The organism is Pseudomonas sp. Irchel s3h14 (assembly GCF_900187425.1).
Classification (GTDB): domain Bacteria; phylum Pseudomonadota; class Gammaproteobacteria; order Pseudomonadales; family Pseudomonadaceae; genus Aquipseudomonas.
Map to the genome: position 1 here is coordinate 266,720 of NZ_FYDJ01000006.1, position 20,332 is coordinate 287,051.

Sequence of the window (20,332 nt, forward strand, 5' to 3'; positions counted from 1 at the left end):
GCGCAATACGCAATCCCAGCCATACTGCGTACTGCTCTTGAAGCGTTTTCCTACTTAAAAAAAGAAGAGACCGACTCATGAAGTTCGAACCTTTTGCCAAATCGCTGATTGCGACCTCATTGGCGCTCAGCTGCCTCAGTGCTTACGCGGCCTCCGTGGCGCCGGTCGCGGCCGAAAACGGCATGGTCGTCACCGCGCAGCATCTGGCCAGTCATGTGGGCGTCGATGTACTCAAGAACGGCGGCAATGCCGTCGATGCCGCGGTAGCGGTCGGTTACGCGCTGGCGGTGGTTTATCCCGCAGCGGGCAACCTGGGTGGCGGCGGTTTCATGACCATTCAGTTGGCGGACGGGCGCAAGACCTTCCTCGACTTCCGTGAAAAAGCACCGCTGGCCGCCACCGCCGACATGTACCTCGACAAGGAGGGCAACGTCGTCCCTGACCTGAGCACCCGTGGCCATCTGGCCGTTGGCGTACCGGGCACCGTGTCCGGCATGGAACTGGCGCTGAAGAAATACGGCACCAAACCGCGCAAGGAAGTGATCACCCCGGCCATCAAGCTCGCCGAAGACGGCTTTGTGCTGGAGCAGGGCGATGTCGAGTTGCTGGAAATCGCCACTGACGTGTTCAAGAAGGACATCAAGGATTCCGGTGCGATCTTCCTGAGCAACGGCGAGCCGATGCAGGTCGGCCAGAAACTGGTGCAAAAAGACCTCGGCAAGACCCTGCGGGAAATCTCCCAGAACGGCGCCGACGGCTTCTATAAAGGCTGGGTGGCCGATGCCATCGTCACCGCCAGCCAGGCCAACAAAGGCATCATCACCCAGGCCGACCTCGACAAATACAAGACCCGCGAACTGGCCCCGATTGAATGCGATTACCGCGGCTACCATGTGGTCTCGGCACCTCCGCCCAGCTCCGGCGGCGTGGTGATTTGCGAGATCATGAACATTCTCGAAGGCTATCCGATGAAAGACCTGGGCTATCATTCGGCCCAGAGCATGCACTACCAGATCGAAGCGATGCGTCATGCCTACGTGGACCGCAACAGCTACCTGGGCGACCCGGATTTCGTGAAGAACCCGATTGCCCATCTGCTGGATAAAAACTACGCCACCAAAATTCGCACCGCCATCGACCCGCAGAAGGCCGGTGTGTCCCGCGAGCTCAAACCCGGCGTAGCGCCCCATGAAGGCAGCAACACAACTCATTACTCCATCGTCGACAAATGGGGCAACGCGGTGTCGGTGACCTACACCTTGAACGACTGGTTCGGCGCCGGCGTCATGGCCAGCAAAACCGGGGTCATCCTCAACGACGAAATGGATGACTTCACCTCGAAAATCGGCGTACCGAACTTGTACGGTCTGGTGCAAGGGGAGGCCAACGCCATCGCTCCCGGCAAGGCACCGCTGTCGTCCATGAGCCCGACCATTGTCACCAAGGACGGCAAAGTGGTGATGGTCGTCGGCACCCCCGGTGGCAGTCGCATCATCACTGCGACCTTACTGACTATGCTCAACGTGATCGACTACGGCATGAACATCCAGGAAGCGGTCGATGCACCGCGTTTCCACCAGCAATGGTTGCCGGAAGAGACCAACCTTGAGACCTTCACTACCAGCCCCGATACGGTGAAGATGCTCGAAAGTTGGGGGCACAAGTTTGCCGGGCCACAGGACGCCAACCATTTGGCGGCGATTCTGGTCGGCGCGCCTTCCCTGGAAGGCAAACCGGTGGGCAAAAACCGCTTCTATGGGGCGAACGATCCGCGTCGTAATACCGGGTTATCGCTCGGTTATTGAGGGTTGTTTTTAAAAGGGGACGGATCTATTTTCGTCCCCTGATCCACTGACTTTTCAAGGACGGGACCATGGCTACCGCACTGCTGATCATCGATGTCCAGCAAGCCCTGTGCACTGGCGAGTACGCATGTTTTGAGATCAAGCGCGTTATCGAGAACATCAACGACCTCAGTGTCAAGGCTCGCGAAGCAGGCATCCCGGTCATCCTCATCCAGCACGAAGAAAAGGGCGACATGCTGCAACACGGTTCCGAAGGCTGGCAACTGGCCGAAGGCCTGAAGACTTCGCCGCAAGACCTTCGCGTGCGAAAAACCAATAGAGACTCGTTCTACCGGACCCACTTGCAAGCCCAATTGCAGGATTTGGGCACCGACCGCCTGATCATCTGCGGGCTGCAAACCGACTATTGCGTCAACGCCACTGTCCGCCAGGCCCTGAACCTGGGCTATGACGTAGTGCTCGCCGCCGATGCGCATTCGACTGTCGACAACGGCAACCTCGCCGCCGAAGAGATCATCGCCGAGCACAACGCAGACCTGGCGCACTTGACGGGACCCGTGGCGCGGATCGACGTCCTGCCGACCAGCGAAATCCGGATCTGAAACTGGCGAGGCGCTTGCCCCCGTTGACGCTTACACGGCCCCGAAAATGTCGATCAACTCAGTCAGAAAAGCACTGACCAAATCGCGCTGACGTGCTGAATGCCTGACGGCCGCATGAAAGCCGACCTCATAGCGCAACAGCTCAGGATTCAGGTCGAGCCATGGCCCTGGTCGCAGGAATTTGAAATGCACGGCGTTACCCGACAGAATCGCGCCCCGATCCGGCCAAAGGTGCCGGACATTCGTGGTGAAAAGGAACTGCAGTTGAACGAACAGACATTGTCCCAGCGCCTGGAGCGCGTGGCGGCGCATGTGCCAGCAGGTGCTCGCCTGGCCGATATCGGCTCGGATCACGGCTACCTGCCGGTGGCGTTGATGCGCCGTGGCGCTATCGCGGCGGCGGTGGCCGGCGAGGTGGCATTGACGCCGTTCCACTCGGCCGAACGCACCGTGCGCGAAAACGGCCTGGACCAGCGGATCATCGTGCGCCTGGCCAATGGTCTGGCGGCGATCGAGCCGGGAGACGGGGTCACGGCGATCACCATCTGCGGCATGGGCGGCGAGACGATCCGCGACATCCTCGACAGCGGCAAGGCGCGCCTGAGCGGCCAGGAGCGCCTGATTCTGCAGCCCAACGGCGGCGAGCAGCCACTGCGCCAATGGCTGATGGAAAATGGCTACTGCATCCTCTGCGAGGAACTGCTGCGGGAAAATCGCTTCGACTACGAGATCATCGTCGCCGAGCGCGCCGGGCCGGTGATGTACACCGCCGAGGAGTTGTACTTCGGCCCGCTGCAGATGCAGGCACGCAGCCCGGCGTTCCTGATCAAGTGGCAGCGCATACTGCGCGAGAAGCAGAAGACCCTGACCCAGTTCGCCCGTGCGCGGCAGGCCGTTCCCGAGGAGAAGGTGCAAGACGTCGTCCGGCAGGCCCGGTGGATCACCGAGCTGCTGGCGTGAGCACGGTCCAGGGTTTGTACGAAAAAATCGCCCCTGGTTTGAGTCTTCATACGCCGTAACAAGCGGCTATAACAATGAGTGCGAGAAAACAGACCAACTGCACGCAAAAGAAGGTAAACCGAACCGCCACGAACGTATCGGTTTGCACATGGCATACATGAACCAGAGACTGGCACACGCGAGCGATCAGGACGATTGTCGACAAGTAGCTCACTGCGGGGCCGTCGACACCAAGGGCTGAAATCACCCACACGATGGCGCCAAAGACAGGCAGATTTTCCACACAGTTCGCGTGTGCTCTTGTCCCACGCCGATACCAATCCTCGCCTTCGAGCTGATCGCTTCGGAAAGAGGCAATCGGAACATTTGAGAACAAGATACCGACCCAGCGATACACCCCGACGGTTGCCATCAACAGCAGTAAAGTCCAGGTCGCAAATCCAAGCAGCATCCACATCGGAATCGTCATGGCTGCCATCCTCAATCAATCATTTTCAGCACGTCATCCCACAGCCGCGCGGCCGACGCGCGGTCGGCCGGCCCCTGTCGATCAATTGCTCATGATGGGTGCCAGTGCGGTCTGAATCCTGGACATCTGTGCTGGCGTTGTCATGCGCGTCAGCAGCCGGCCAAAGTGTGGATGCTGCACGCCCGAGATAATGTATTGCCAGCGGTAGGCGCTCAGCACGGAGGCTTTGATTTGCGCTGTCTCATCGACACTGAACGATGGTGAAACATTTCGAATGAAGTAGTCGGCATCGGATGCCGATTGTGCCTGCAGGATTGCGTCGACGGCCGCCACCAGCGCAATCAGATCGTTCACTGCCTGGTCGCGCTCGGTTGGCGAGAGTTTCGCGTGCTCCGCCTCCCACTCGAGTTCATCGAGTACGACGTGCCGGCTTTCATCCTTCCAGTGAAATTTGAAGACATCCTTGAAGAGTGGGCACAACTCCTCGCGCGGGGCGATGCTTTGCACGTAGTGCGTCTGAACAAACAGCTCGATATGACAGGTCAGCGCCAACACCGACCAGGTGCTGGCCGCCAGTACCGCGCGCGCCACATCGTTTGGATCGGCAACTTGACGATATCCTGCTGGCAATTGCGTACCAATCATCGTCTCAATGCGCCGGAACAGCTCCTGGTGCTTGATCTCGTCGTTGGAAAAGCGCACCAGCGCTTCGAGTGCGAGTTGATCGTCAAAGACATGGGCCCGACCTTGATCGAGCATTTTGGCACTGATAAAACGCTCGACCAGGCCAAAGATATACGCATAGGTTCGGCCCTGAATCTGGCTGAGCAGGCGCGCCTCGTCTGCGGCGAGAAAGGTCAGGCGGTCGATCCTCGATAGTCCGTCGGGCAAGAATTTGCGCGAGAAGTCGAAGCTGCGGTCCTGTAGCAAATCGCGATCGATCTGCCATTCCGCTTTCTTCGATGATCTGACGATTTGAGCATAACGGGCGGCGTTGCCCGAATCTGAGCTGGGTAGGGTCGCTGCGGTGTTCATATTGATCTCCGGCTTCCGTGGTCGAGTTGGAGTGGGCCAATTACGGTTAACGCGGGAGTCAATGACCACTGGTGAAGCATCTGGGGATCGCCTCGATCACAGTGTCCGCGTTGGTGCTAATCTGGGCCTCGCAGTTCAGGCGGTGAATGACCAGTGCGCCTGATTACATGCTCCGGACTCCGGAAAGGAGGGCTGGCAATTGTTGGATGCGCTTTCTGATGTCTTGCGTGTGATTCGGCTGTCTGGAGGGGTCTTCCTCGAGGCGGAGTTCACTGCGCCCTGGTGCATCAGCGGAAGAATCTCTGCAGACGATTGCAAACCGTTCCTGGCGGCACCTCGACATATTATTGCGTCGCATTTTGTCGCGGCGGGGCACATGCATTTGCGAATCGACGATGGCGCCACCCTCGACGTACGGGCAGGCGAACTCATTCTGCTTCCTCGCAATGACGTTCATACTTTTGGCAGTGATCTAAGTATTGCGCCCATGTCGGCGCGCGACGTTATTCAGCCGCCGGAAGTCGGCGGCATTTCACGAATCAAGTACGGCGGGGGCGGCGAGGTCACACAGTTATTGTGCGGATTCCTCGGCTCTGAAACACCGTTCAGTCCGTTGCTTTCGTCGCTGCCATCCTTATTGAAGTTAGACGTGCGCGCGACGGCTTCGGGAGCCTGGATTGAAAGCTCATTCCGTTTCGCTGTCAGTGAGATCGCGGCGGGGCGTGTCGGCTCAACAACGGTCATCGCCAAGCTATCTGAATTGCTGTTCGTCGAAGCCGTCAGCCAGTATGTCGCGAACCTCCCCGCTGAACGGCGCGGGTGGCTGGCGGGTTTGCGGGATCCGCATATCGGGCGCGCACTGGCGCTGCTCCATGCTCGTCCAACCGAGGGCTGGACGGCAGAAGCCCTGGCGCTTGAAGTGGGCATGTCGCGTTCGGTATTCGCGGAGCGATTCACGGCATTGGTCGGACAGCCACCGATGCAATACCTGACGCTCTGGCGCATGCACGTGGCGGCTCAACACCTGCGCGAAGGTCGCGGTAATGTGGCGCAAATCGGCTTTGCAGTTGGCTACGAATCCGAAGCTGCATTCAGTCGCGCATTCAAACGCCAGTTCGGCACATCACCCGGCACCTGGCGCAGACAATCAGCATGAGAAGGTCCGGTGCCGATGGACACGCTGATCAAGCCAGGCAGCAAGTGTCTCCTCATGGCCGATATCTGCCTTTGGTCAACGGCAGTTTGGGTCGATTGCTGCCTGTCCTCAAGGCTGTCCATCAATACGATGGGCTATTGCAAAGATTAGAACTCCTTCTCTCACAGAAGGTATTCCCCCATTTATGGGGTACTGTGCATAACCTCTCTTAGTGCGTCCAATAAAGCGGAAGCGGCAGGTGACAATGTAGCGCCTGTTAGTCGGGAAACACCAATTTGCTCCAGAATTAGAGGTTCGAAAGCTGGGAGGCGAATTAGCTCTTTACTGTGTGCTGGGTCAGAAATAACCGATTGTGGTAATACTCCAAGAAAATCGGTCTGTTTTAATAACCAAAGTATATTGAAGAATGATGCTGTTTCTATAGTTGCATGCGGTGGGTTGATGTCCTTTCGATGAAAAATATTATCGAACTGCTTTCGTAAAGTAGTTTCTATTGGAGGCAGAATCCATGCTTCGCGCGCGAGCTCTTCCAGTTTGACCTCTGGTTGCCGAGCAAGAGGGTGGTCACGGCGCGCAACGATGATGGCGTTTTCGCTAAAAAGCGCCTCCTGAGCGACAACGACGCTTGAGCTGACATCGGAAAGTCTCCCAATCAAGAAGTCCAATTCGCCCGAGATAAGCCGAGGTATCAATTCGCCGCTTACACCATCGACGATTTTGATGCGGATGCTTGGTCGGCTTGCCCAGAGTCGCGCGATGGCTGCAGGCACAAGATAACTTGACCCCGTTAACACGCTGCCTATAGCAACACGTCCGGCATGCCCTTTTCCAAGAGCGTCGATTGCTTGGGATACATGATCCAGCTGGGCAAGGATCATCCGGCTGCGCTGCACAAAGTCCCGACCAAGTTCTGTAGGCGTAACCCCCCTACGATTTCGGGTGTAGAGCTGAGCTCCTACAGCCTCTTCCAGATCCTGTAGTAGCTTGCTCGCCGTGGGTTGTGAGAGGTTCAGCGAGCGTGCAGCGTGCAAAACACTGCCATATTCAAACAATGCAATCGCCAAGCGGAAATGCCTGACTGTCGCCCATTTTTCCAACCGTTCCAGACTCATGTGGTATTCCGATAGTCGATATCACGTCTAATATATTCTAGATTTACGAATATCATAACCCCTCCTAGAATGTACCTGGCTGGCAGGGTCGTTCCAGTTAAACACTTGTGAAGTGTGCAAAAGGTCTTAGGCGAATTGATGTAACGCCGCTGGGATACAACTCCTTTTTTAGTGGGGCGGCCTTCTAGAAAAAGCTATTGAATTTATTGTTTGTTATCAATGTGAGGAGCAAGTGTCGTATGAGCGTCAAAAATCTAGAGGTGGTGAAGAACTACTTTAAATACTGTGTGGATGGTAAGGATGTTGAGCGAGTTTCCGAGTATTTCGATGTCGATGTGGTTGTGCATCGACCGGACTGCGATGCTCCGATAGTTGGTTTGGAAAACTTCAAGCGAGCCTTGAGTACAAATGTTCTCGAACGATATAAGGCGATTAAAACTACGTTCAGCAAAGAAGTTGTCACGGATGACGTTGTTGTCGTCGCGTTGACACACTGTGCAACCGGCTCAAATACATGGCACGGCTTTAACGTAGAAGGTAAAAGCCTGACCTGGACGGCTCTGACGTACTTCCGGTTTAACGACGAGGGTAAAGTGATCGAGGAGATCGTTGAACGGAACGAACTGTTCATGGCGAAACAACTCGGAATCATCAGTTACGAGTAACTTAGTTAAATCCCAAGGGAGCTAAGTCCACCGTGGTGAAATTATGTTCTCCGCGGTGGTTAGAGGCCGCTGTTGGCCGATAGTTGCCTGTCGCGAAGGACAACTATCGACCCCTTAGCCAGTCATCCATATTGACTGAATCTATGGTGTCTTCTTGCTCAAGCTTGAGCACGAAAGCCACCCCGGGCTTCAGCAGTGTTCAGAATGTCTCCAGCTCATGCTGTTACATCACGATGGGCATCGGTCAGATCGCTTGAGCAACGCACTGAGAACGCGCTGTCCATATAAACCGACGCCAAGACCCGACACGATGAGAACGACTGCAACGATTTTGTTAAGTGACAGGGTCTCATTGAAAATCATGACTGAACCGAGCAGACCGAATACCGGCACCAACAACGACAATGGCGCGACGGTAGACACGGGATATCGTTTCATAAGTGAATTCCACACCCAGTAGCCGAACAGTGTATTGGGGTATACCTGGAACAGGATCGACAGGACGGCGCGGTAGTCGAGTTGATTCACCAATGCGCTGTACCCCGTCGAGCCGTTGACAACGTAATCAAGAGCGAAAAGAGGGATGGGCGAAAACGCGCTCGACCACACCAGGAAAGCGAAGACCTGCGTGGTCTTGGCTTTTTTGTTGATCACGTTGGCCGCACTCCAGGCGACCGCTCCCAGCAGCACCAGGATCAGTCCGGCCGTCGTTACTGTCCCATCAACGATGGAGACGATGCTCAACAAACCACACAGAGCGAGACCCATGCCCGCGTACTGAAAGCGGGAAATGGTTTCCTTGAATATCCATGAACCCAGCAGGATGGTGAAAAACGCGCTGAACTGAAGCACCAGCGAAGCGATGCCTGCGGAAAGACCAGACTTGATGCCAAGGTTAACGACGCCCCAAAGTCCGATACCGAAGACCAGGCCGTAACCAATGATGTAGCGCCACTGCACATCAGGTTTCGGAATGAAAAAGATCGCCGGGAGCGCGCATAGCGTGAAGCGAATGCCGGCAAGAATGAATGGGTCAACGGTGGTGAGCCCCAGTTTGATAACCGAGAAATTCGCGCCCCAAATGGCAGTAATCGAGATGGCGAGTAGCAGGTGCCTGGCTTTCATGCTGATCTTCCTTGATGGGTCGTTGAAAAATGAGACGTGAGAAACCACAGAACCAAGGCAGTAGCGCTGATCAAGGCGCCCAGCAGGCTTACTGCTATCCAGCCCCAAAGCGCATAAACCTGGGTCGCGGCTGCGGCTCCCAGCGCGCTCCCGGCCGAGTAGAAGCACATGTATGCGCCGACCATGCGACTTTGGGCGTCGGGTCGTGCAGCAAAAATGAGGCTCTGGTTGGTGACGTGTACTGCTTGCACCGCGAAGTCGAGCAGTACTACACCGCAGACCAGCGCTATCAGTGACGTTTCGGCAAAAGTGATGGGCAGCCAGGAAAGCGTCAGGAGCCCCAGCGAAATGCCGGTAACTCGTTGTCCCAAACCTTGATCGGCCCAGCGACCGGCTCTTCTGGCAGCAAGGGCACCGGCGACGCCGGCCAATCCAAACATGCCGATGGCAGTGTGTGAAAGCGACAGCGGCGGGGCGCTCAACGGCAGCACCATGGCTGTCCACAGCACGGAAAAATCGGCAAAGATCAGTAAGGCAAGAAGGCCCCTGGCGCGTAAAGTGCGTTCGGTGATGAAGAGTTTGAATACCGACTTTATGAGCGCCAGGTAGGAGTCTTGGTGCCTTGGCGGCGCCGTGACAGGAACCACTTTCCACAGCACCGCCGCGATGGTCAGCATCAATCCTGAGGAAACGAAATAAACGGCGCGCCAGCCCGCGATGTCCGCAATCAGGCCAGAAGTAAACCGCGCCAGAAGAATGCCCAGGACAATTCCACTTGTTACTGTCCCCACTGCATGCCCCCGTTGTGATGGCGTTGCCAACACGGCGGCGTATGCCACAAGTACTTGAACAACCACTGCCAGTAAGCCCATCACGATCATGGCACCCAGCAGGGCCAGCCATTGCTGAGCTGCACCGACCGCCGCGAGTGCAACCGCAGACAGCACTACCTGAGTCAGAATCAGCCGCTTATGGTTTACCAAATCGCCCAGTGGGACGATGAACAGCAACCCCAGCGCGTAACCAACCTGAGTAGCAGTCACGACAATTCCGATCATTGATGAGGCCACGCCCAGGCTCTGAGCCATTGAATCGAGTAACGGTTGTGCGAAGTAAACGTTGGCTACAGCCAGCGCGCAGGTGACAGAAAACAATAACGTGAGCGACGGGGAAAGCCCCGGAGACCGGTCGGTCCTGCTGCTTTCTCCGGTATCCGAATGCAGCAATCCCGGAGGCTGCCCGGAGAACTGTTTAGTGGCTGAGTCGGCATCTGCTGTCATGTACACCTCCATGGCGTTAAACTGGTTTCAATTAAGAACTAGATTCAATTGTTGTCGAATCAGGTTTTAAATTGCAACCACATCGCACCAGGCTGGTGGACATACTTGGCAAATCCACACTCCGGAAGGTCAAAAAAGATGGTCGAAGACGCTTCACCGCAACGCAGCGAATGCCCGGTCGCAAGGACACTGGAGGCCATTGGGGATCGATGGTCGCTCATGATCATCCGCGACGCTTTCGATGACATTCGCCGATTTAGCGAATTTCAAAAGAGCTTGGGCGTGGCCAAAAATATTCTGGCATCGCGGCTGAAAACGTTGGTCGAGGTCGGGGTATTCGACGTTCGGCCGGCGTCAGATGGAAGCGCCTACAAGGAGTACGTCCTTACGGACAAAGGACGGGAGATCTTTCCGGTTGTGGTCAGCATGAGGCAGTGGGGCGAACGGTTCCTGTTCGAGCCGCAGGAGACGCGTTCTGTGCTGATAGACAACGAGTCCGGCCAGCCCCTGATGCCGATTGATGTTCGCTCATCAAGCGGTCAAAAACTTGGACCGTCTGACTGCCACAGAGTGAGACTTGTTGACGGCGATTCGTGAATCGACAGGGTGGGGTGGTAAAAAATCAGACGGGTTGCGGTGGCCTGCGAATTCCACGCCATCCGCAGTGGCCGTTGCAGCGGGAACTTCAGGGTACTGGCCAGGTCAACAGGGGCCCTGTATCGGCGATGCCGAGCAGCGCAGGTGGCCTGTTTTACGGCAGTGCCGTCCGAGATCATCCGAGTTCGCCCCCTGATGCCAACCAAGAGTTTTCTGCCGGGTCTCCTCCTGGCGTTCTGCGCCGTTGCGTCGCTTTGCTCGGTTGCTGCCGAGCGTAGAGCGCCCTCGCAAAGTAACAGCGCATCAACCACGCTAATCGAAACTGCCTCGCGGCAGTATGAAAGTGGTCAGTTGGACCAAGCCGCTGCCACGCTGGAGCGTGCCCTGCATATCCAGCCGAACAATCCCGCGACGCTGCATTACCTCGGTGTGTTGCGTCTTCAGCAGGGGCAGTACCAGCAGGCTGAAACGTTGGCGGCGCGCTCGAACATGCGGGTTGGCCGCAACGTCGAGTTACGCAACCGCAACTTCCAATTGATCCAGGCGGCGCAGCAGGCCAAGGCTTCGAGTACCTCACCCAACGCCAAAGAGGACCTGGTCGCCGTACAGAAAGGGCTCGAAGAAGAGGTCCAAAAGCGCCGCGAAGCAGAAATGGCCGCTGCTGAACAATCCAACGCTGGCAACTTTGCTAGCGCAAACGCAGAGACCGTATCGGATTCGCCGACGGCTGGCAGGCCACGGCCCGAAGGAGAATTGCCAGTGGCTTCCGTAGAGCCAGAGCCCGCGTACGATGAGGTTGAGATCCCCCGCGGCCATTGGCCGCCACCGGGTAAATGCCGAATCTGGTTTCCTGATCGCCCGCCCGGGCATCAGCCCGCACCCGGCAAGTGCAAGAAGCTGCGACATCGGGTTCCGTCAGGAGCCTACCTGGTGCGCGGTTGAGTTTCTGAGTGTCCTTCTGGCCGGTTAAGTCGCAGGTGTTGCAGGCGGATAATCCCGTGGCTTCGCACTAGCGACGATAGTAGCGGCGATCGTCCTCGTAGCGGTGGCGCATGGCCCGATCGTGGTGGCGCTCCCAATAACGATGGCGTTCAGCTTCTCGGCGGGCTTGCTCTCTACGCCACTGATCTCTACGCCAGTCGTCTCGGCGCCAATCGCGTCTACGATCGTGCGAACGGTCGTCATGCCAGTATCGGTCGTCATGGGCAAGCAACGGCCCTGGCTGCTTGTCGGCCATACTGGCCAAGGTCGGCCAAGGGTTGCCGGCGGCCTGAACAGGAGCCTGAACGGCTGTGACTTCAGTTGCGAAAACAGGGGTTGAGGTCTTCATTTGTGTTGCTGATGCCGAGCCCACTGCCGCGAACGCGAACAGGCCGAAGAGCATCATTCGTGGGTCATGGAATTTCATGAGCGAAGACAACCTCTGATTGACAAGTGGACGTGTGGCCATCTGGCTGCGGGAATCCTGCGGGTTCGCGCTTACCGAGCGGATGTGCCTATCCACATAGACAGATAAATAAGGAAAAGTTCTAGGGAGCCGCTGCTTAAATAGCCGCCCTCGGAAAACACTAAACTACGAAACGCCCGCTGAACGATTTAGCCAATCTGTTGCATCGACCGGTTGAATCCACAACCCAGACCGGTCATTCGCGACAGGCAGAAAACGGCCAAAAGGTCACTGGACAGTAACCATCCGGTCCCCCGTAGGGCAAAAGCTCACATTTCAAATCGCTAGCCCGCGAGGAGGGAAAGTCAGCACGGGGGGCTAGGCAGTCGCGTGCCCCTAGGGGGCTTTCGGAAACTGCGGATAGTTACTGGGCGCTCTCGATTGGCGCAAGTTCTTGATTCAATGCTTGCCCATGAGATCCATTCGAAAATGCAGTCTGCAAAGGGAAAAACCCTTAACTGGACGACATTGCAGATGAACATGCCCGAGCCCTACCAGCTTTCTTCGCTTCATAAAGTTGCTTGTCCGCAGCCTCTATCAAAGCCTGGAATTCAAGATCGCAAGAGGGCGTCAATGTTGCGACGCCCAGAGAAATAGTCACCACACGATCTACATCAGAAGCCGAATGTTCAATGCCCAGCGCCCGGACACGCTCTTGCATTTTTTCTGCAATTTCGACCGCTCCAGAAAGACCTGTATTGGGCAGAACGCAGGCAAACTCTTCGCCACCATACCGAGCGACCAGGTCGTAGGGGCGTCTAACCGTTTCAAATAACACTTGGGCAACGGATTTCAAGCAGCCATCTCCAGCCTGGTGCCCGTATCGGTCGTTGTAGCGTTTAAAAAAGTCGACATCCACCATAATGAGCGACAGCGGCTTTTGCTCTCGAAAGCACTGGCGCCAATCCGCCGAGATATCCTCATCGAATTTGCGTCGATTGGCCACTCCCGTAAGGCCATCCATCAACGCCATGGAGCGCAGCAGATCGTTCTGTAGTTTCAGGGTCAGGTGTGTTCGCACACGTGCCCTGACAATGGTGGGATTGATGGGCTTGCTGATGAAGTCCACCGCGCCAAGTTCCAGACCTAGTACCTCATCCGACTCCTGCTGCTGTGCGGTAATGAATATGATGGGGATGTCCTGGGTCGCAGGGTCAGCCTTGAATCGACGGCATACTTCATGCCCGTCCATGCCCTCCATGACCACGTCCAGCAGAATCAGATCGGGTAGTTGGGTCTGGCACACCGTGATCGCCTGCTCACCGCTGGTGGCCATGAACACATCACAGTCCTCACGAAACAACTCATGGAGTACCCGGATATTAATCGGTTGGTCGTCGACAATGAGTAGTTTTGGACGGTTATGGGGATGTGGTAACCAGGTTTCCATCGATTGTTCCATCAAGCAGATCTCAACAGTTCACGACCAATCGGCATCGCAGCGGAAAAGTCTAGTGACTGCACCATGACAACCAGTTCGTCGAACTGTGGGCGCAGGGATTGCGGCGTTTTTGACGCCAATGCGTCTGCCAGCTCTATGGCTTGAAGGTTGCCCGCTTCCAGCAAGAGCAAAATTTCCTCAAGGGATTCTCGCCATTGCGCGAGCGCCATCAATTCGGAGTCAACACAGACCTGTGTGCTCGGGCTCTGACCAAAGTCGACATTCATCTGCCCAAGGCTTTGTTGCAGTAACCTGCTCAATTCGTCAAACCATGTTGCGTCAGCAAAGATGCTCGCTACAGACTCTGCATCGCCGTGTTTTAGTGTGTGCTCCAGGTCACCGGCCAGCAGCGAGAGCGCCTTGGCACCCATGGTCCCGCTGCTGCCTTTAATTGTATGAAGCACGAAGGCTGCCCCCGATCCGTCTTGCCGCTGGATCTGATCGTGCAACCGGACAAGCTGTTTTTCTAGCTCGGGGCCAAAGTTACGCAGCACGTTGCGGATCAAATCGAGGTCACCACCAAAGCGGCTAATGATCGATGCACGAGGCTCGATGACGCCTTCTCCTGTATTGGCTTGGCCCAGGGCTGGAGATGCTTGGCGATCCTCACGGCCCGCTTGAAAAAGCAATGTTGCGACGAGTTGTTCCAGATCTATGGGCTTGCCGACATGCTCATTCATCCCAGCAGCAAGACAGGCCTCACGGTCGGTATTGGAGGCATTTGCGGTCATCGCCACTATTGGCAGCGCTGCAAAACGTGGATTCGATCGAATGCGACGGGTCGCCTCCAAGCCATCAATATCCGGCATCTGGATATCCATCAACACCGCGTCGAAGGGCACCATCTCAGCCATCACCCTGCTCACACCTTCCAGACCGCCTTCAGCCAACGTCACTTGAGCGCCTTCTCCTGTCAGTAACTCATCGGCAACCTGCCGATTAAGCATGTTGTCTTCTACCACCAATAGCCGCAGCCCGGCCAGGCGCTGCGGCCTGTCAACAGTTGACTTGGACGGGAGTGACTGCGGAAGGCCTTTGCCGTTGAGTGCTCGCTGAACAGCATCGACTAACTGCTTGGGAGTGACAGGCTTGGTGAGAAACCCCACGAAGGGAGCGTCTCCCATCTCGTTTGCGTCGGCCAGCACTTCACGGCCGTAAGCGGTAATCATAATGACCATTGGAGGAGGTACGCCGTTGCCCTGCTGATGGATCAATTGCGCAGCGCTCAGCCCATCCATATCAGACATCCGCCAGTCCATCAGTACCACGTCGTAGGATTCGCCTCTCGCCTGGGCGTTTTTCACCCATTCCACTGCTTGCGTGCCACCACTGACGTGGTCAGCCTCCCACCCCAATGCATGAACGGTTCGTAACAGCAATTCACCCGCCATGGCGTTGTCGTCGACTACCAGTATCCGAATGGACACATCGACTTCAGGACAGGTAGATCTCACCAGCGAATTCGGCGCTACATCCAGGTTGATATCGAACCAGAAGCGACTTCCCACACCCTGCTGGCTCTCCACCTGAAGTTCACCGCCCATCAAGCTGACCAACCGCTTGCAGATCACCAAGCCCAGACCGGTACCGCCAAAGCGGCGGGTGGTTGAAGCCTCGGCCTGAGTGAATCCTTCAAAAATACGCTGAAGTTGCTCCGGGCTGATACCGATACCGGTATCAGAAACGGCGATGCGCAAGCTCACAGAGTTTTCCGTGCGCATCAGTTGCTCGACGCTGACCACGATCTGGCCTTCCATGGTGAACTTGAGGGCGTTACCCGCCAGGTTGATCAGCACCTGTTGCAGCCGCAGGCTATCGCCTATCAGGTCGTTGGGTAGATTGGAGTCCAGGTCGAACATGACCTCGACTTCTTTCTGGCCCTGGTTGCCGGCCAGCACAACGGAGAGGTCACGCATGAGCGATTCGAGTTCAAATGGGTGCACATCGAGTTGCAGCTTGCCGGCCTCAATCTTGGAGTAATCAAGGATGTCATTGAGCAAACCCAGCAGTGATTTCGCAGCGGTCTGTGCTTTGGTCACATAGTCGAGTTGACGACCATTCAGGTCAGTGTTCTGCACCAACTGCAACATGCCCAGCACGGCGTTCATCGGCGTTCGTATTTCATGGCTCATGTTGGCCAGGAACGACGATTTGGCCGCACTTGCGGTATCGGCCTGTTCCTTGGCGTACAGCAGATGTGATTCCAGCTCGCGCTGGGAGGTGATGTCCCGATTGATACCCGTCACGCGCAGCGGCGTACCATTGGGACTGCGTTCGACCTGCGCACCTGCCTGTATGAAGCGGATCTGGCCGTCCGGGCGAACGACACGGAAAACTGTGTCGTACACACCATTCCCCTCGACGGCGGCATTCAGCTTTGCAGCCGTAGCCACAGCATCCTTGGGGTGAATACGCGCGTACCAGTGTTTATAACTCAGACCACTATTGCGCAACGTCAGTGGCTGACCGTAGAACTCGAACATGCGGTCATTCCACTGTAAGTTATTGTCCGCCAACGTCCAGGACCAAATGCCCAGTTCGGCTACCTCAGCAGCCATCACTAACTGGTCGTGCACCGCCATCAGTTCACTACGTTGTTTCTGCGTCGTCTCCAGGCTCGCAGCCAGCTCCTTTTCTGCCGCTTTACGTTCGGTGATGTCTACAGCGATGCCCAGGTAGCCGCTCAATTTCCCATCGTCATCGCGCATGGAGGTGACTACCAGCGTAACAGGGAACCGCGAGCCGTCCTTACGCATGTAAGTCCACTCCCGGGTCTCTGCACCTTCAAGCTCAGGTTTATGGGTGAAAACGCGGAAGCCATCGATTGCCTGAGCGTACTCCTCGCTCAGTTCTACGCCACGAGCAGCGACTTCTTCGGGTACATGGATCAGCGCTGGTGTGTTTTTTCCCAGTAACTCATCGGCGTCATAACCCAACAAATGCTCGGCGCCTTTGTTGAACACACGGATTACACCATCGAGATCTGTCGCAATGATCGAGACCTCAGTGGCCGAGCGCAGCACAGTACCCAACAACAGATTGAGATGCCGCAACTCGGACGTTCGCTGCGCAACCTGCTCTTCCAGGTTGGAATTGAGTTCGAGAATTCGGGCCTCTGCTGCTTTTTTCGCCGAGATATCCCTTAATGTCTTGGAGGCTCCAACGACGCGACCACCCTCGCCATAAATGGGTGAGATGCTGGCGGAGACATCGATCAGCCGACTATCTTTGCAGCGACGTTGGGTATCAAAGCCGGTGATACGCTCCCCCGCCCTTATGCGCGCAAGGATATGGGTTTCTTCAGCTACAAACTCCTCAGGAACAACCAGACTGACCAGCGTCTGGCCCACAGCCTCCTCGGCGGTATAGCCAAAAAGGTGTTCGGCTCCCTTGTTCCAGTTGGTCACGATGCCATCGAGTGTTTTTCCGATAATGCCATCGGCCGAACTTTCAACGATGGCGGCCAGCCTTGCCTGCTCGGCGAATATCTGCCGCCGGCGTTGACGGCTGACACTCACAACACCCGCCAGAGTAGCCAGAAGTAGAGTGAGCAAACCACCCATCAACAGAACCACCGTTGGTGAAACCTGATGCAGGCGCTGGATGAACAACGGATGCGCGCCGAGTTCAACTTGCCATCGCCTCCCGTATACCTCGCGCTCCACCTGGTGGGTCATTAGCGTTTCATGGCTGGCCGAGTCGTCGGTGCTTTCATAAAACAGCTTCTCTTGCCCAGGGACAGTGATATCCCTTAATCGCAGATGCACCGTCTCATTTTCTATGCGCAGACCTCTGAGTACCTGCTCTGTCTGCAACACGACATAGATCCAGCCAAACGCTGCTGTGTCGCGTTCAACAGCGGTCGGCGGAGTCTCTCCGCCGCGAAAGATGGGCATCAAAACCAGGAAAGACTGCTGCGGTTTCGCTGTGTCCTGTATCAAAGTGATGGGCCCGGTTATCCGTGCCACACCGCTCTGCATCGAGGATTGGGCAGCCTCCCGCCGCGATGTTTCCGAAGCTATGTCCAAGCCAATTGCAGGCTGGTTACCCTCAACCGGTTCGACATACTGGACAACGTAACGCTCGCCTGAATGGGGTGAGAATTGACGAATGGAGAAATCAGCTTTGCCATCGGCCCGAGCGTGCTTGAGAAACTCGCTTTCATCCTGCTCCGGTACACGCCTGATAAAGCCCAAGGCACTTGCGCCGGGGAACTCGGCAGCAAGGTCGCGCGTTTGGTGATATTGGTCAAAAACTTCGCGACTGATGCCATGTTCACCCGCTGTCAGCACCGCTCCACGAGCGCCTCGCAATCCGTATTGGTAAAGATTGAGGCGAGTTAAAACCAACTCTGCGGCTTCCTCGGTAGCCGCTGCGACCCTTTCTTGTGCCTGCTGCTCGTTGATGCGTTCAAGGATCCAGGCGCCTAGAATGCTTGCCCCTACCCCCACCACCAGAGTGATCGCTGCTCCCCAGCTCAATGCAAAAAACCTTTGTTTTCTCACCCGCATTGCCCCATTACAGAAGGCCTTCAAGCCTTCACTATAAAAGCTCTAACCCTGTTGGGGGACCGTCTGCAACTTATCCGCATGCATAACATTAACCTTCAGCCCCGAGGATAAAAATGAGCATATTTGAGCAAAAGGAACAGGACGGCAATAAAGATAACCTTGCATGATCTGGCAGCCTTGCCCCAGAAGCGCATCCGCCTGCTCCTGGGTTTCTACACCTTCGGCCACCAATTCAAGGTTTAGCGCCTGGCCTAACTTTATGATCGCCTCAATGATCGCCGAATCGCTTTTGTCGGTGAGCATATCTCGTACAAAGCTCTGATCTATTTTCAGAACATCAATTGGGAAACGCTTGAGGTAAGCCAGGCTCGAATAACCTGTGCCGAAATCGTCGATCGAAATGCGGACCCCTAACACCTTGAGATGAAAGAGGGTTTCGCGGGCGTTATCAATGTCTCTTGCCAGCACCCCTTCGGTAATCTCCAACTCCAGGAATTCTGCTTCTAGTCCAGATTCGACCAGGATGCCTTTCACCATGTCCAGGAAGGACTCCTCGCGAAATTGCACGACGGAGATGTTCACGCTAATGGAAATGTCATGGCCCAGTTCACGAAGCGCTTTCGCGTCCTGGCAGGCCTGGAGCAGAACGTACTTGCCAATGGGGATGATCAGCCCTGTTTCTTCCGCCAGTGGAATGAAATCGGCAGGCGAAACCAAAATACCGTCATGATTGCGCCACCGGATGAGCGCCTCCATCCCAATAATCTGGTTCTGCCGGGCATCGACCTTCGCCTGGTAAAAAACCTCAAAAACGCCATCTTCCAAAGCAGAGCGCATATGGCGCTCAAGCAGGTGCCTGGCACGCATGCTGCTCTCGATATGCAGAGAAAAAAAACAATAGCGATTGCGACCTGAAAGTTTCGCCTGGTACATGGCCGAGTCGGCATGCCGGTAAAGTGACTCCAGATCGTCGCTATCCTCAGGGAACACACTAATGCCGATGCTTGCGGAAAGGTCGTATCGGTTCGCCTGGATTGAAAATGGACTGGAGATTGTTGCGAGTACCCTTTCAGCGAAGTCGCCCACTGCGTCGAAACCTATCACCTCTGGCAGGAGGAGGATGAACTCGTCTCCTCCTTGCCTGCTGACGGTATCCACTACGCGCAAAGATCGCGATAATCGCAATGCAACCTCTTGCAACACCAAGTCGCCGACAGAGTGGCCCATCGAATCGTTGATCACTTTGAAGTTGTCCAGATCAAGCAGTAGCATCGCCACACGGCTATGGTTGCGACGGGCCTTTTGTAAAGCCTGCTCGGTACGATCCTGCAACAGTATTCGATTGGGTAGTCCAGTTAATGCATCGTGATTGGCGAGCCTCTTGGCCTCATTTCGCAAGGCGATATGAGCCTTGATATGGGCTCTGGCAACTGGAATATTCAGCGGCTTTTGAATGAAGTCCACTCCGCCGCACTCAAGAGCGCGAAGCTCATTGTCTGTATGCGTATGAGAGCTTACAAAAATGACCGCTGCGTCCAAAAGCTCCGGATCGGATTTCAGCGCCCGGCAGACCTCGAAGCCGTTCATTCCTGGCATTTCTATGTCGAGCAAAACTACATCGGGCCTGCATTGACGAGCAATCTCTAGCGCCTCCTGACCACTTTTGGCGACATAGACTTCGGCTAAATCTCGCACTGCGGTGCCCAGAATTTTTAGGTCAGTGACTTGGTCATCGACTATCAGGAGGACTGGTTTGAGGCTAAACGTCTTGTCGCGCATTCCATTGCTCCTCGCAAATCCCTTGCATTTAGTAACAAGCAATCCTAGAGCTTTTCTGCGGTGGGATGCCCTGTCTGCGTTCCCGAATGCGCTCAGGCCAGGCCCGCCAATCGTTGAAGTCTTTCGAGGTCCGCTTGAGGCTCGCCATTTTTCATGGCGGCCCCAAGGCGCATGACCACTTGCTCGCGGCGCACCTGCATGGAAGGCAACGCATAGATCGCGCCTATCAACTCACGCAGTGCTTGAGGGAGTCCCCAGGAGGTTTTCAACTTGATGGCAAAGGGGCCAGCGAAATCACGCAGGGCATGGGTGAGCACTTCTTCATCCACCTTATGCCCCTGGCCCTCC

At 55.9% G+C, this 20,332-nt stretch carries 17 protein-coding genes and 1 pseudogene; 7 read left to right on the forward strand and 11 right to left on the reverse strand.

From position 1 onward, the window contains the following. The first annotated feature begins 77 nt into the window (after positions 1-77). Both ggt and CKW16_RS14810 read left to right on the forward strand, forming a co-directional pair. Positions 78-1,805 (forward strand): gamma-glutamyltransferase, encoded by a 1,728-nt coding sequence (gene ggt / locus CKW16_RS14805; protein WP_095129017.1) that lies wholly within the window; start codon positions 78-80, stop codon positions 1,803-1,805. A 68-nt stretch (positions 1,806-1,873) separates the two neighbouring features. Then, the gene (locus CKW16_RS14810; protein ID WP_095129018.1) at positions 1,874-2,407 is read left to right on the forward strand and encodes a cysteine hydrolase family protein; all 534 of its coding nucleotides are present in this window, start codon (positions 1,874-1,876) and stop codon (positions 2,405-2,407) included. Between the two features lie 30 nt (positions 2,408-2,437). Here CKW16_RS14810 and CKW16_RS32575 read toward each other — a convergent pair. Then, a pseudogene (locus CKW16_RS32575) lies at positions 2,438-2,560 on the reverse strand (LysR family transcriptional regulator); the annotation flags it as partial. A gap of 111 nt (positions 2,561-2,671) precedes the next feature. Here CKW16_RS32575 and CKW16_RS14820 point away from each other — a divergent pair. Then, on the forward strand, positions 2,672-3,367 hold the full coding sequence (locus tag CKW16_RS14820; protein ID WP_305883231.1) for a class I SAM-dependent methyltransferase: 696 nt from the start codon (positions 2,672-2,674) through the stop codon (positions 3,365-3,367). A gap of 46 nt (positions 3,368-3,413) precedes the next feature. Here the strand turns inward: CKW16_RS14820 and CKW16_RS14825 are convergent, their stop codons facing one another. Together CKW16_RS14825 and CKW16_RS14830 are read right to left on the reverse strand one after the other, a co-directional pair. Further along, entirely contained in the window at positions 3,414-3,836 is a 423-nt protein-coding gene (locus CKW16_RS14825; RefSeq protein WP_095129099.1) for an MAPEG family protein, read from the reverse strand. An 81-nt stretch (positions 3,837-3,917) separates the two neighbouring features. Next, positions 3,918-4,871, reverse strand: coding sequence for a diiron oxygenase (locus CKW16_RS14830; RefSeq protein WP_095129020.1), 954 nt, complete (start codon positions 4,869-4,871; stop codon positions 3,918-3,920). Positions 4,872-5,070: 199 nt separating this feature from the next. On the opposite strand from CKW16_RS14830, the gene CKW16_RS14835 reads away from it, so the two are divergent. Further along, positions 5,071-6,027 (forward strand): AraC family transcriptional regulator, encoded by a 957-nt coding sequence (locus CKW16_RS14835; RefSeq protein ID WP_095129021.1) that lies wholly within the window; start codon positions 5,071-5,073, stop codon positions 6,025-6,027. A gap of 182 nt (positions 6,028-6,209) precedes the next feature. Here CKW16_RS14835 and CKW16_RS14840 read toward each other — a convergent pair whose 3' ends face one another. Continuing rightward, positions 6,210-7,139, reverse strand: coding sequence for a LysR family transcriptional regulator (locus CKW16_RS14840; protein ID WP_095129022.1), 930 nt, complete (start codon positions 7,137-7,139; stop codon positions 6,210-6,212). A gap of 239 nt (positions 7,140-7,378) precedes the next feature. Between CKW16_RS14840 and CKW16_RS14845 the strand changes: the two genes are divergently transcribed. Next, positions 7,379-7,804, forward strand: a complete 426-nt coding sequence (locus CKW16_RS14845; protein WP_095129023.1) for an ester cyclase — start codon at positions 7,379-7,381, stop codon at positions 7,802-7,804. Between the two features lie 228 nt (positions 7,805-8,032). On the opposite strand, the gene CKW16_RS14850 is transcribed toward CKW16_RS14845, so the two are convergent. After that, positions 8,033-8,929, reverse strand: coding sequence for an EamA family transporter (locus tag CKW16_RS14850; protein WP_095129024.1), 897 nt, complete (start codon positions 8,927-8,929; stop codon positions 8,033-8,035). Further along, a complete protein-coding gene (locus CKW16_RS14855) occupies positions 8,926-10,209 on the reverse strand; it encodes an MFS transporter (protein ID WP_095129025.1) in 1,284 nt (427 codons plus the stop codon). Before CKW16_RS14855 ends, CKW16_RS14850 begins: the two co-directional genes overlap by 4 nt. A gap of 138 nt (positions 10,210-10,347) precedes the next feature. Here CKW16_RS14855 and CKW16_RS14860 point away from each other — a divergent pair, with 138 nt between their 5' ends. Together CKW16_RS14860 and CKW16_RS14865 are read left to right on the forward strand one after the other, a co-directional pair. Continuing rightward, positions 10,348-10,806, forward strand: a complete 459-nt coding sequence (locus CKW16_RS14860; RefSeq protein ID WP_095129026.1) for a helix-turn-helix domain-containing protein — start codon at positions 10,348-10,350, stop codon at positions 10,804-10,806. 195 nt (positions 10,807-11,001) lie between these two features. Further along, positions 11,002-11,748 (forward strand): tetratricopeptide repeat protein, encoded by a 747-nt coding sequence (locus CKW16_RS14865; protein ID WP_095129027.1) that lies wholly within the window; start codon positions 11,002-11,004, stop codon positions 11,746-11,748. Positions 11,749-11,815: 67 nt separating this feature from the next. On the opposite strand, the gene CKW16_RS32580 is transcribed toward CKW16_RS14865, so the two are convergent. The 5 genes from CKW16_RS32580 to CKW16_RS14890 form a co-directional block, all read right to left on the reverse strand. Beyond that, positions 11,816-12,214 carry a hypothetical protein gene (locus CKW16_RS32580; protein WP_095129100.1) on the reverse strand — a complete coding sequence of 133 codons (399 nt, stop codon included), beginning with the start codon at positions 12,212-12,214 and terminating at the stop codon, positions 11,816-11,818. Between the two features lie 493 nt (positions 12,215-12,707). After that, complete coding sequence (locus tag CKW16_RS14875) at positions 12,708-13,655, reverse strand: diguanylate cyclase (RefSeq protein ID WP_095129028.1); 948 nt, start codon at positions 13,653-13,655, stop codon at positions 12,708-12,710. Next, positions 13,655-18,205 carry a PAS domain S-box protein gene (locus CKW16_RS14880; RefSeq protein ID WP_095129029.1) on the reverse strand — a complete coding sequence of 1,517 codons (4,551 nt, stop codon included), beginning with the start codon at positions 18,203-18,205 and terminating at the stop codon, positions 13,655-13,657. Before CKW16_RS14880 ends, CKW16_RS14875 begins: the two co-directional genes overlap by 1 nt. A 42-nt stretch (positions 18,206-18,247) precedes the next feature. Continuing rightward, positions 18,248-19,984: an EAL domain-containing protein gene (locus CKW16_RS14885; protein WP_095129030.1), complete on the reverse strand. Its 1,737-nt coding sequence runs from the start codon at positions 19,982-19,984 to the stop codon at positions 18,248-18,250. Positions 19,985-20,076: 92 nt separating this feature from the next. Then, positions 20,077-20,313, reverse strand: a complete 237-nt coding sequence (locus tag CKW16_RS14890) for a hypothetical protein (protein WP_095129031.1) — start codon at positions 20,311-20,313, stop codon at positions 20,077-20,079. Positions 20,314-20,332 lie beyond the last annotated feature (19 nt).